The organism is Sneathiella litorea (assembly GCF_009882915.1).
Lineage (GTDB): Bacteria > Pseudomonadota > Alphaproteobacteria > Sneathiellales > Sneathiellaceae > Sneathiella > Sneathiella litorea.
The window spans coordinates 448,584-461,568 of the sequence record NZ_WTUW01000002.1; the positions used below are offsets into that span (position 1 = coordinate 448,584).

The following is a 12,985-nucleotide window of genomic DNA, read 5'->3' on the forward strand; positions in this document are numbered from 1 at the left end:
AGGTTTCATGAAACGGAAATGACATTGGTTCTAGCACTCAGTAGACAGGACTTCTTGTCAAAGCATTGATGACAACAAGGTCGCAATACCAAGGAAGGAAAAGAACCCCGCAATGTCCGTGACGGTTGTCAGAACAATTGATGAGGCGACCGCCGGATCCTGGCCCAGCTTGGTCAAGACAATCGGAACAACAGCGCCGGCGAAACCAGCCGCGACCATTGCCAGGACCATGGACAGCATAATGACCAAAACCAGTCCCAATGATCCACTCCAGAAGAACACGCCAACACCGCATGTGACTGCCACCGCCAATCCATTTACAAGGCCGACGTTTAATTCCTTAAACATAACCTGAAAGCCCTGCCGCGTAGAAATCTCCCGCAAAGCCAAACCGCGCATGGTGACCGCCAGGGCCTGTGCACCGGCGTTCCCTGATTGGCCAGCGACGACCGGAAGTAGAACCGCCAGAGCCGTGAACTGGGCGATTGTGTTTTCAAACAAGCCAACAACGGCGGCAGCCATAAACGCGGTCAGAAGATTGATCTGCAACCAGGGCAACCGTCGCCGTACAGCAAAAAGCGGCTTGGATAGCGCCCTCTCATCCTTACTTGCGCCAACCATTGTCAAGATGTCCGCGGCGGCATCCGACTGAATAGTCTCAACCAGGGCAGCATGCTGTATCACACCGATCAATACGCCTTTCAAATCAACAACAGGCAGGTCCGCCAGCCGATCGCGCTCCAGCAACTCGACAACCTCATCCTGTGATGACAGCGGATTAACATAGGCGGTCACTGGCTGGGCCAAGTCTTTTAACCGGTCGTCCGGATCGGCGACCGCGATGTCCTGAATAGAAACCTTCTCTGTAAGACGGTTTTCGTCGTCAACCAGGAAAAGGCTTCGAGCATTTCTCGTTCGAAGCTCCCGCAGCTGATTAATGGCCTCCGAGACGGTTGTCGTCATTCTGAAGGTTGCGTCAACAGGGTTCATCAACCGCCCTGCACTCTGGTCCGGATAGCTCATCAGTTTTTTAAGATCTGAGGCTATTTTGGTGTCCATTTGCGACAAATACCGATCTCTGTCGGATTCAGGCAGTGACGCAAGCAGAAGAGCGGCTTCATTAGGCAAAAGTTCAGACAACAGCTCCGTGGCACGTTTATCAGAAAGCTTGCAAAGTAATCGCGTCGCAATCGGTGTCATCAATCGCCGCCAAACCGGAACCAGGACTTCTACGCGCTGACGCGTTAGAGCAATTGCAGCCTGCTCCGGCGGAATGGATTCAAGAAGTCGGGCCGCGTCCCAGGGGTGATCCAATAGAAAGCGGCGCTCCAACGGTCCGGTGGCAGCATCAATATTACCTGTCATGACTGGTCTCCTGATTAGTTTTGGCGACCCGAATATCGACAGAGTGTAATAGCAACTCGAACAAGCCAACAAATGCGACAAAACAACCACTTATGAGATGAGTTGGAATTGAGTCTGATCTCAGACTGCCCGAATGCCGTTGCGCAGCCGCAATGCCCTGACGAGCCAAACGACGCGACAAAGTACCGAGAAAATTTCCTTTACGACCAACCACCGCAAGATTCTCATAGTCATCCCAAAGGGGCAAATCAATGACAGATGCAAGCGTCGCTCGATTTGATAATGTTGGCGTCTTCTTTGTTACTAAATCTTGTAGAACCGCCTTGCTGTCAGTTTGTATGAGACTGGATATCCGGATAGCGCCGACGAACCGGCCAGCATCATCAACGATAAACAGCTCATCCCCTTCTGGGCGTTTTTTCCGTTTCGCATATTTCAGTGCATCCGCAACTGTATGCGATTGTGGCAACGGCGATATGCGCTGATCCATCCAGGCGCCAACAGAATTGCGCGGATGATAAAGTGATTTTTTGAAAGCTCTCGCCATGTCTTCTGGTAAGGCATCCATGATTGAGGTGCGATTTTCATCATTTACCATTCGCAAAATACTCGCTGCATCGAGGAACGACATGTTCCGCAGAATAAGAGCAATTCGCCCCACTTCTAGCTGCAGAAGGCACTGCGCGGATGCGAATGGCGTCATGCGGCTGAGTGCCAGGGCACTTGCATAACCGGGCAGGACACCAATCAGCGCAGCGGCATCCTCTGTCGCCAGATTTTCCAAGACCCGCGCGGCAGTACTCGGGTTCCGTTCGATAAACGCAACACTTAAGGGGGGGGCATTAGACATTGGTTAGATCTCCCCCCTTCAGTGTAATATTTTTATGGAAATAGACTTCTCCGGGGACTGTCGATCGACCATTTGGCGTATCCAGGACAACCCCAGTCGCGGTAAACTCCAACACTTCTCCTTCATCCTCCCCAATGGTCAAGACCTGACCGGGCGAATAATGGAGCTGCAGGTAATGGGCCCCAATCAGATTTGCTGCCAACGGGCGTGCGCCAAGACCAAACGCGAGAGCCATACCACCCATAATAGCTCCGGTGACAATCGCTATGATGACGATCAGGAATGTAACGTCGATACCAACTTGCTCGATACCAATAATTACCGCGGTAAAAAATGTGGCCCATTGCGCAAAAGCGCCAATCAATTCTGCCTGACTGATTGTCATTGAAGATAATGTTGACGCGACCAGATCGCGTATCGCTGCACCGAGCAGATATCCAACGATAATAATCAACACACTGCCCAGTATTCTCGGCAAATATCCGAAAATGGCCGACATCCAAGACGAGAATGTTTCAAACGCGGCGACATCTGCGGCGAGAGTGACGGCAAAAACGATAGTCAACCAATAGACCGCATTTCCAATTATCTGTGCTGATCTAGAGGACAAGCGAAACTTGGCCAGCCTACCCGTCGGCATTACTGTCTCGAACAAACGGTTTAGTCCGTCGCTTAACCGTACTGCTGTCGCACGTAAAGCCCGGGCGACTAACCAGCCCACAACAAGAATAATGACGGCACCTAAAATCCCCGGCAAGGCGCTAATTAAATCCGACAGCAACTCCATACTGACAGCCTTGACGTTCGCGAGCCAAATCGATGCGTCTTCCATTTGCATATCCTCCTTTAAGGGGCGAGCGATCAGTTTCCAGAACAGTTCCTATTGTATCGGCAGGCATATTGATATGTATCGATAACACCCTTGGTGAATAGAGTGAGACGAGCCGTCTTTTTGCCGGGAGGCGTTCTTGGTTCAACACGAAAGGTTCGTACAGAGACCAACGCGGATTTAGCAGCCACAAAGAAGCCATTGGCAACAAGCGAAGCGACGATAGCAACTACAAGGCAAGAAATGAAATTCAATTCCAAATCCCTAATATATAAATTTGATTACTATATAAATAAATATTATTTGCATATAAGGAAAGAAAATTTTGTATTTTGCTATTTTATGCGTATGCTGGCTACCTAATTTTCACAAAGAAGTGATACAATCAGGAGAAGGTTAGGTGTCGGGTAGTTTGGATTATTCAAATGCGGATGTTGTTGATCGCCTGGTCTCACTTTATGATCATTCGTTCGGCGGAAAACCACGGGGCCGTTATCGCATTTCAATGAAATTGATGTGTCGAATTGTCAACCAACGGCGACTATGGCCCGAGCAAGTCGAGGCCATTCGGCGTGGCTTGTATGAGACCGGGCATATTTTAATCGACCTCGGAACCTATTTTGTTGTTGTTAACCAGCAAACCTTTTCCAGTTACCGGCGCTTGAACGAGGCCAGCATAGCGACCCTTGAGGATGCGCTTGCGGCGGAAATATCCACCGAGATTGAGGAGGATACGCCCAGCAAATCCGAGGATCAAGGTCAGGTCGCTTCCAGTGGTTAGTACAAAGTCCCCGAAAGAGAAAGTGGTTGTCGGATGGCGTGAGTGGGTTACTTTTCCGGGCCTTCTCGAAGAACCTGTCAAGGCAAAGATTGATAGTGGAGCGAGGACATCGGCGATTCACGCCGTTGATATCCAGACCTTCACAGAGCGCGGTGCGCCCCATGTTTCGTTTATCCTCTATCCGCTGCAAAGACGACTAAAGCCAGCGATTAAATGTGTAGCAGAGATTTGTGACGAGCGTGAAATAACGAGTTCCACCGGACACCGCCATGCCCGGTATGTCATTGAGGTTGAGGCGCGTCTGGGAAACGTGACTTGGCCAATAGAATTGACCCTCGCAGACCGGGCCCCCATGGGTTTTCGCTTGCTGCTTGGACGCCAGGCCTTAAAGGGCGGTTTCTTGATCAACCCAAACCGTTCCTTCATCGCCAGCAAAAGAATTGTAAAAAATTAAACCAGATCCCCTAACGAAAGGTGAGTTCCATGAAAATCGCTTTACTCTGCCGAAATGCCGATCTGTACTCCCATAAGCGTTTGATAGAAGCGGCCGAAGCACGTGGCCACCAAATCGATGTCATTAATCATCTGCGCTGTTACCTCAACATTGCTTCCGGCGACCCTCAAATTCATTACAAAGGTGAGTCGTTGAAAGGTTATGATGCAGTTATTCCCCGCATTGGCGCCTCAGTTACTTTTTTTGGCACTGCCGTTCTACGCCAATTTGAGATGATGGGCGTTTATCCAGTCAATGAGTCAGTTGGCATTTCGCGCTCTCGCGATAAATTGCGGAGCATGCAGTTGCTGTCCCGCGAAGGCATCGGTCTGCCGGTGACTGTGTTCGCTCACCGCACCTCGGACGCGACTGAGATTCTAAATCTTGCCGGCGGCGCCCCAGTTATCATCAAGCTTCTGGAAGGAACTCAGGGGATTGGTGTCGTCTTGGGAGAAACAACCAAATCGGCGGAAAGCATTATTCAAGCCTTTGGTGGTACGGATACCAACATCTTGGTCCAACAATTTGTGAAAGAGGCAAATGGCGAAGATTTACGCTGTATCGTCGTAGGTGAAAAAGTCGTCGCCGCCATGATCCGTCGCGGTGCGGAAGGAGACTTCCGGTCGAATTTACATCGTGGCGGTTCTGCCGAGGCGGTCAAGATTACATCAGAAGAACGGACAACCGCTCTAAAATCAGCCAATGCAATGGGGCTAAACGTATGTGGCGTCGATATGTTGCGTTCAAATACGGGACCTGTTGTAATGGAGGTGAACTCGTCGCCAGGACTCGAGGGCATTGAAAAGGCAACCGGAATTGATGTTGCTACGCGCATAATAGAATTTACTGAGAAGAATGCAAAAGCGGGCCGCACCCGCACAAAAGGCAGCAAAGTTAGAAAGGGTCCAAAGGTTGCGTGAACCTTTTGTATTGGAAGGTCAGACCATTCCCGCAGGTCAGCGGCGGATCGTTGATATTCCTCTCAGCATGATGTCGGATCACACTCCGGCTACAGTATCTGTTCAGGTTATTCACGGAAAGCGCGACGGACCGACAGTTTTTATCAGTGCGGCCATTCACGGCGATGAGGTACTGGGTGTCGAAATTATTCGCCGCCTGGGTCGCCTTGTGGCATTGCGCCGTCTATCTGGTACTTTATTATTGGTACCAATCGTCAACTCTTTTGGCTTTATCGGCCAAAGCCGCTATTTGCCCGACCGTCGAGACCTCAACCGGTCATTTCCTGGCAACATTAATGGCTCATTGGCATCACGTCTTGCTCATCTATTTCTAAACAATGTCGTTCGGCGGTGCGATTACGGCATTGATTTGCACACCGCGGCAATACACCGTAATAACCTGCCGCAAGCCCGGGTTGACCTGAAAAGCAAGAAAGCCCGCATTTTAGCTGAAGCGTTTGAACCTCCCGTCATCCTGAACGCGTCCTTGCGGGAGGGTTCCTTGCGGGCGGCGGCCAGTGAGCTTGGAATTCCTGTCATGGTTTTTGAGGCGGGCGAAGCGCTGCGGTTCAATGAAGTTGCTGTTCGTGTAGGCGTAGCCGGCATCATGAAAGTCTTGCGCCACTTGAAAATGGTGGCAAAGGGCACCACGAGATCAGCCAACAAGAAAATCAGAAAGACGCCCGTTGCGACCAAAAGTTCCTGGATACGGGCAACCGAAGGTGGCCTTTTACGTACACGACACGATATCGGTGACTATGTTCGCGAAGGTGACATCCTCGGTTTGATTTCCGATCCCTTCGGCGCTCGGGAAACGGAAGTGCTTGCGACCAAGGATGGTTTGATCATCAGCACATCGACAATACCGTTAGTGAACCAGGGGGATGCCGTATTTCATATCGCCTTTTTATCCGAGGCCGCCGCGTCTGACGCGTCAATAGAGGCCATTGAAGACGAAATCGATAGCAATCCGATATTTGAGTATGACGAGCTATGACCTGATCTAAAAACCTTTACTCATGTTCATGAATTAGATTGATAGCAGCATCATACAAGCCAGGTTCCGGCTCGCCTTGTAATGCTTCCAACAGACACCGCGAAAAAAGGGCGTGAGAAAAATAATTACTAGTCTTAGGCGCACGCCATTGGAAGCAGCTCTTATTCTGCAACTTTCTTTACAAATTCCGATTTCAGTCCCATCTGGCCTATGCCCGGGACTTTGCAATCGATATCGTGGTCGCCATCGACGAGCCGGATATTCTTGACCTTGGTGCCAACCTTCACAACGGATGATGATCCCTTAACCTTCAGGTCCTTGATAACCGTCACGGTGTCTCCATCCTTTAACTCTGCGCCATTCGCATCCCGGATAATCTTATGGTCTAAGGCTTCCTCAGATACGCCCCTACCCCACTCATGAGCACATTCCGGGCATATTAGCAGTTCGCCATCCTCATACACATAAGGGGATTGGCACTTTGGACATGGGGGCAGCTCACTCATTGTATAATCTCATATTTTACAGGCATTAATCTAATACTGTCAGACGAATGCAGATTGACTTCAAAAAAACAAAATCTCAATTATGCCGCACCAAGTCGCGGCGACTCGGCCCGCGCAGCATTGCTATAATGCATGAATGTCTTGCGTTTATTTAGGAGACGTTCAGGATTGAGGTGGTTATAGACTGTTGCGCGAATAGATACAAATTTCTGTAGACTAAGTGAATGCTGTACTTCAGCCTTACCTGCTCTCTACGCCAGAATGGTCAGCGTGAGACTTCAGAGAGACTATTCCTCAACAACACTTTGTCCTGATGCAGTTATTCTGGAAAGAATAAAAAGGTTTCTTATGGATATCACTGACGATCATTGGCCAAATGATCGTCAAGCAATTTTCCTCTGACAGAGTTTACCGAGCACCCCGGATCAACCGGGTGAAATTCCACGCAGCCGTTCAGAACGTCGACGAAGCATTTCAAGGGTGGTCAGCATCAGAATTGACAACACAACCAAAATCGTTGCCACGGCAAGGATGGTTGGGCTGATCTGTTCACGCAGGCCGGTAAACATTTGCCATGGCAGAGTTTTTTGCCCCGCTGAGCCCACGAATAACACGACCACCACTTCATCAAAGGACGTAATGAACGCGAACAAACCGCCCGCGATAACACCCGGAAGAATAAGCGGCATCTGCACCCTGAAGAAAGTTTTCACCGGATTGGCTCCAAGACTTGCAGAGGCCCGGGTAAGGCTATGATCAAATCCGACAAGTGTCGCAGTCACGGTAATAATAACGAAGGGTATACCGAGAGCGGCATGGGCCAGGACAACGCCCAGATAAGTTCCTTGCAAACCTACACGGCTGTAGAAAAAATACATACCTGCGGCAGAAATAATTAATGGCATGATCATGGGCGAGATCAGGATTGCCATAATCGCCCGGCGAAACGGTACAAACGGCTGGCTAAGCCCTATTGCTGCCAATGTCCCCAGTGAAACCGACAGCAACGTCGCAACAGGAGCAATCGCAAAGCTGTTCTTTATCGCTCCCTGCCAGTCGGAATTAGTGAAGAAATCTTCGTAATGCTTGAGTGAATAGCCCGCCGGATCAAAATTTAACATTGCCGGCGTAAAGGTAAAGAAATTCTCAGCATTGAAACTAAGCGGCATCACCACAATGATCGGTGTGATCAGAAATATAAAAATTGCCCAGCAAATAACCACAAAAGTATGATGCCACAATACCTGACCCGGCGTTGCATAAGAAGGCAACCGCCGCCGGTATTTCCCTGTTGCAAGCCAGAAGACAAACCAGGTGAAAACCCAGCCAAAAATGGCACCGATTATAGCCCCGGAAATGCGTGCTTGCAGATAGCCGACAATCAGCCCGAGAGCAACCATTCCAAATTGTGAAATACGCCGGGATTTGGCGATCTTTACAATAGCGAACGCAGCGACAGCTCCCAGTGCCATTCCACCAATCACGCCAATCAACGGTATATTCTGTGTCATGCCGTACAGCAGACCAAATACCGCAGCAAAGAACGCACCGCCTCCAGCAACAAGCTGATTTGAAACCACTATGGGGTTTTCTATTTTTTGTGCATTCATGTTTTTACCCCCCCAACTTGACGTTATCAATGCCGACAATTCGGTCATATACCCAGTAAAGCAGCAAGACTACGGCGAGTAGGATTGTTCCAAGAGCTGCGGCAAGGCCCCAGTTGAGAGAACTGGAAATATGGTAGGCAATCCGGTTGGAAATAAATGTACCCGTCGTACCGCCAACAATCTCCGGTGTGATGTAGTACCCAATTGACAGAATAAACACCAGGATTGATCCGGCGCCGATACCGGGTACGGATTGTGGGAAATACACCCGCCAGAAGGCCGTCCAGTTTGTCGCCCCCAGTGATTTCGCGGCGCGGGTATAGCTTTCCGGAATAGTCCGCATAACCGAGTATAACGGTAGAACCATGAATGGCAGCAATATGTGAGTCATGGCAACAATGGTTCCGAACTGGTTATTAATCAGCACCAAACGCCCGGCCTCATCCACCAGATTGAGCCAGACAAGGGTATCATTAATCACTCCTTGCTGTTGTAGCATGACTTTCCATGCAGACGTCCGGACCAGCAACGAGGTCCAGAACGGCAACAGAACCATGATCATTAACAAGTTGGCTTCCCGCATGGGACGGTTCGCCATCAACCATGCTATCGGATAGCCCAGCAAAACTGCACAAGCGGTAATAACCAGGGACATGAACAATGTCCGCATGAACAAGACGCCATAAATCCGCTGGTTGTCGGGCCGCAACGAATAACCATCAAAGTCCTTCTGAAAGTCTATAGCATTCAGAAAATAGCCCTCTGTGTAGGGTGTAGAGTAGGTCCGCAGGGTTTTCCATACGTTTTCGCTAGCCCAGTCCTTGTCAAACTTGACAAAGGCTTCCTTGAAATTGACGGTCTCGAAGTCTGGAGCTGCGTCCGCACTTTTACGGATAAGATCATTGGCTGAAGTAACATCATCAAGCGCTATAAGGTCATCGTATAGGGCAACATAAATAAAATCTTCAGGGGCTTCCTTATCCGGGTTGTCGCCATCCGCGCGCACATAGTCTCGCCAAGCATTATATGCCCACATGGCCCTAGGCAGCAGTTCAGCAGAATTTGCACTTTCAGCAAGAGATTGCCAGGTCGCAACATCAGCCCATTGTGGATCTACCTCTTCGAATTGTTTCTTATAAACTTCCACATCGAGGCGGGCCACCCGGCGTCCTGATTTTCGAAAAAGCGAGGATATCCCGGATTGTTCATAGTTGAGACGCGTACCGAGGCGCGTATGTTCCTTGTTTTCTGCCGCCACGAACATGTCCACATATAGCGCAGAAAATACTTTCTGATTTGGCACTATAGTCTCAATCGGGCCGCCTGCATCAATCAGAGCTATAGTTTGAGGTAATGTCTCCTCAACAATCTTGTTTTCCACCGAACGAAACAACATATCGGCTATTGGCGCGATAAACGTAATCAGAATGAATGCAAGTAACGGGGCAATTAACAATAAAGCCCTGAACTTCTGAAGACGCAGTGAGCGTCTCAGGCTGCGTTTTAGGGGTGTCCCGTCAGCAGCTAGCACAGGACCGTTATTGGTAGAATCACTCATTCTTCAGTCGCCATTATAAAATTTGTAAAATTAACCGGTATCTCTCTTTGCCGGCATACAAAAAAGAGCAGGTGCAAAGCACCTGCTCTCTTGTTGTTTTATCTGGCTAACCAAGCCTGGAATTTCGCGTCAATATCGTCGCGATAATCTGCCCAGAACTCGTAGTTATACAGGAACGTATTCTTGGCGTTCTCCGGATCAGTCGGCATATGCGGTGCCATTTCAATACCGAGATCAGCGTGCTTGCCAACCAGCGGTGCAGATGACTTGCGCGCCGGGCCGTAAGAAATATACTTCGCCTGATCAGCAAGACGCTGAGTATCTGTTGCGAACTTCAAGTAGTCCATAACACGAGCCTTGCGCTCATCGCTGAGACCAGCCGGGACAATCCAGCCGTCAAGGTCGAACACCTGGGCATCCCAGAGCATTGCTACGGGCTGGTTCTGCTCTTCAATTACTGAAAACAACCGGCCATTATATGTTGAGCCCATGACGATTTCGCCATCAGCCAGAAGCTGCGGTGTATCAGCACCGGCAGACCACCAGATTACATCGTCTTTAATTGTGCCCAATTTAGCGAGAGCCTTTTCCTGGCCTTCCGGCGTAGCGAGGACATCATATACATCTTCCTTGGCGACACCGTCACACAGCAAAGCCCACTCCATATTGTTAATCGGGCGCTTTTCAAGTGACCGCTTACCTGGCCAGGTCTTGGTGTCAAAAATAGCGCAAATATCAGTCGGCTTTTTATCGCCAACCATGTCTGTGCGGTATCCAAAAGTAGTAGAATAAACGATCTGCGGAATGAAGCAGCCTGACACAATCAGGTCACCGAAGTCTTTACTCGCCGGTGTTCCATCCGGCGCATTCGCCAGTACCTTGTCATGGTCAATTTCCATAGCCAAACCTTCGTCACAAAGACGAATAGCATCGGAGGCAACTACGTCCACAAGATCCCAAGTGACATTGCCGGCTTCGTCCATCGCCCGCAGCTTTGCGACTGCTTCAGCAGAGCTCTCGTCATTGATGATTTTAATTCCGGTCTTCTCCATGTAAGGCTCGTGATAGGCCTTCTGCTGAGAAGTGGAATAGGCGCCACCCCAGGAAACAATCGTCATTTCATCTGCCATATCGGCTGCTGTTACCGCTGTCGTGCCGAAAGCAGTAAATGCAACTGCTAAGGACAGCTTTGTAAACATTTTCATAAAATCCTCCTCTGGATCTTCTCAGTTAATTTGTTTTGATACTATTGGTACATGGGACATCTCGAGAGAAACTGCCCTTTAGTGGGTTGTCACTACAAGCGTCTTCCATTTATCAAGCATCAAGTGCCCGACAATCCTCTGCCAACCACCCGATCTCAATTTCTTGCCCTGGCTGAAACCGGGCTTGATTAACGGCGTTGCGCGTTTTGACGATAAAATCATCATTTCCCGCCACTCTCAACCGCGTTCGGAAAATATCGCCCATGTAGATGAACTCAAGCACTTCAGCTTTGAGCGTATGGGCGCTATCACCAAGCCGATCACGGCCAAACTCAACCCTCTCAGGGCGTATAGAGACTTTGGTGCGCTCTCCAACTTTACTTACATTGACCGGAGTCGTGTCAATTAGACCACCGCCATCAAGCCTGACGAGTGCTTGATTGCCTTGAATTTCCTCGATTACACCCTCAAGCGTATTGTTTTCGCCAATGAATTGAGCGACGAAACTGTTTTCCGGTTCTTCATAGAGCTGATCGGGCGGTGCCAGTTGCTGAATACGCCCGTCGTCAAAAACCGCAACTCGATCTGACATGGTCAGCGCCTCTGTCTGGTCATGGGTTACATACACCACTGTAATGTCCAGATCATCGGCGATGCGCTTAATTTCAAACTGCATATGTTCACGCAGTTGTTTGTCGAGCGCCCCCAACGGTTCATCCATCAAAACCAGACTGGGGTCAAACACCAGGGCACGCGCCAGTGCTATCCGCTGTTGTTGTCCACCAGACAACTGGGCTATACGACGCGCACCAAATTCACCCATCTGCACCATTTCCAGTGCTCGTTTGACTTTTCCTTCTCGCTCAGCCTTGTTCATTTTACGGATTTCAAGAGGAAATGAGAGATTCTCAAATACCGTCATATGAGGAAAAAGAGCATAATTTTGAAAAACCATGCCAATCCCGCGTTTATGCGGTGGAATATTGTTAATTCCTTGTCCATCCAACCGGATATCCCCGTGCGTCGCGGTTTCAAATCCCGCCAACATCATGAGACAAGTCGTCTTTCCCGACCCAGATGGACCCAGCATTGTCAAGAATTCGCCTTTCGGCATTGACAGATTCAAGTCTTTGACAACCAAAACCTCGCCATCATAACTTTTCTGCACGCGATCAAATTCAACAAACGCGCGCTCCTCCTCTGCATCAACCAAATTGGTCCCCTCTTTTCCTATACAGCGGATAAACCGAATTCATCGGCATACTTCCGTATTTGGGATGATTACAACAAGGTTGAGCAAATATTACAACCGTTTAATTTAATTTTTTTTTTCAAATACTCAAAAAAATTACGAGATCGCCTGTATAACAGAACCTGAAAAGGGCATTCACATAATGTTGTCATCCAAACAACATAACAAAGTTTGTCCGCCGTTCGATTGAAATCTATTTACTATAAATTTACAGTCTAAATACAATATAGTTATTTATATTGTTATGAAATTATTGTATTTATTTATAGAAATTTATTTGCTAATAATAACCTGCTCAATTTCTGAAATGCGGCCAGATAAAGGCAAAATTGCCTCGGTAGAACGTCCCTGAGAAAACTGGATACTTTCTGGCCATATCGGGAGGCGGGTCGATGAGAAAAATGGCAATTAAACTATCTTCTCCTGACAACATCTGAGAGTTCGTGAATGACAAATAAGATGTAATTTCCTGCAAATTTGCATGCCATTTTATCACGATGGTTTTCTTCATGATTACCCATCACGCCATTCAGCTTGAGGGGCTACGCTGGCAATTCCGCAACTTTCCGGCTATTCTGCC

At 48.9% G+C, this 12,985-nt stretch carries 12 protein-coding genes; 4 read left to right on the forward strand and 8 right to left on the reverse strand.

From position 1 onward, the window contains the following. Window positions 1-57: 57 nt before the first annotated feature. The 3 genes from mgtE to GQE98_RS08430 are packed head-to-tail and all read right to left on the reverse strand — an operon-like array spanning window position 58 to window position 3,047. Window positions 58-1,365: a magnesium transporter gene (mgtE, locus tag GQE98_RS08420; RefSeq protein WP_161315217.1), complete on the reverse strand. Its 1,308-nt coding sequence runs from the start codon at window positions 1,363-1,365 to the stop codon at window positions 58-60. Then, on the reverse strand, window positions 1,355-2,215 hold the full coding sequence (locus GQE98_RS08425; protein ID WP_161315218.1) for a magnesium transporter MgtE N-terminal domain-containing protein: 861 nt from the start codon (window positions 2,213-2,215) through the stop codon (window positions 1,355-1,357). The genes mgtE and GQE98_RS08425 overlap by 11 nt, the downstream gene beginning before the upstream one ends. Next, window positions 2,208-3,047 (reverse strand): mechanosensitive ion channel family protein, encoded by an 840-nt coding sequence (locus GQE98_RS08430; RefSeq protein WP_161315219.1) that lies wholly within the window; start codon window positions 3,045-3,047, stop codon window positions 2,208-2,210. The genes GQE98_RS08425 and GQE98_RS08430 overlap by 8 nt, the downstream gene beginning before the upstream one ends. A 397-nt stretch (window positions 3,048-3,444) precedes the next feature. Between GQE98_RS08430 and GQE98_RS08435 the strand changes: the two genes are divergently transcribed. The 4 genes from GQE98_RS08435 to GQE98_RS08450 are packed head-to-tail and all read left to right on the forward strand — an operon-like array spanning window position 3,445 to window position 6,274. Further along, window positions 3,445-3,825, forward strand: coding sequence for a hypothetical protein (locus GQE98_RS08435; RefSeq protein ID WP_161315220.1), 381 nt, complete (start codon window positions 3,445-3,447; stop codon window positions 3,823-3,825). After that, window positions 3,818-4,279, forward strand: coding sequence for a putative ATP-dependent zinc protease (locus GQE98_RS08440; RefSeq protein WP_202526168.1), 462 nt, complete (start codon window positions 3,818-3,820; stop codon window positions 4,277-4,279). The genes GQE98_RS08435 and GQE98_RS08440 overlap by 8 nt, the downstream gene beginning before the upstream one ends. Window positions 4,280-4,308: 29 nt before the next feature. Beyond that, window positions 4,309-5,238 carry a 30S ribosomal protein S6--L-glutamate ligase gene (gene rimK / locus GQE98_RS08445; RefSeq protein ID WP_161315222.1) on the forward strand — a complete coding sequence of 310 codons (930 nt, stop codon included), beginning with the start codon at window positions 4,309-4,311 and terminating at the stop codon, window positions 5,236-5,238. Further along, entirely contained in the window at window positions 5,231-6,274 is a 1,044-nt protein-coding gene (locus GQE98_RS08450; protein WP_202526169.1) for a succinylglutamate desuccinylase/aspartoacylase family protein, read from the forward strand. The genes rimK and GQE98_RS08450 overlap by 8 nt, the downstream gene beginning before the upstream one ends. A gap of 161 nt (window positions 6,275-6,435) precedes the next feature. On the opposite strand, the gene GQE98_RS08455 is transcribed toward GQE98_RS08450, so the two are convergent. The 5 genes from GQE98_RS08455 to GQE98_RS08475 form a co-directional block, all read right to left on the reverse strand. After that, window positions 6,436-6,780: a zinc ribbon domain-containing protein YjdM gene (locus tag GQE98_RS08455; RefSeq protein ID WP_161315224.1), complete on the reverse strand. Its 345-nt coding sequence runs from the start codon at window positions 6,778-6,780 to the stop codon at window positions 6,436-6,438. A 425-nt stretch (window positions 6,781-7,205) separates the two neighbouring features. After that, window positions 7,206-8,390: an ABC transporter permease gene (locus GQE98_RS08460; RefSeq protein WP_246157250.1), complete on the reverse strand. Its 1,185-nt coding sequence runs from the start codon at window positions 8,388-8,390 to the stop codon at window positions 7,206-7,208. 4 nt (window positions 8,391-8,394) lie between these two features. Next, a complete protein-coding gene (locus tag GQE98_RS08465) occupies window positions 8,395-9,948 on the reverse strand; it encodes an ABC transporter permease (protein WP_161315225.1) in 1,554 nt (517 codons plus the stop codon). A gap of 98 nt (window positions 9,949-10,046) precedes the next feature. Further along, entirely contained in the window at window positions 10,047-11,153 is a 1,107-nt protein-coding gene (locus GQE98_RS08470) for an extracellular solute-binding protein (RefSeq protein ID WP_161315226.1), read from the reverse strand. Window positions 11,154-11,265: 112 nt separating this feature from the next. Further along, window positions 11,266-12,366 (reverse strand): ABC transporter ATP-binding protein, encoded by a 1,101-nt coding sequence (locus GQE98_RS08475; RefSeq protein WP_161315227.1) that lies wholly within the window; start codon window positions 12,364-12,366, stop codon window positions 11,266-11,268. Between the last annotated feature and the right edge of the window lie 619 nt (window positions 12,367-12,985).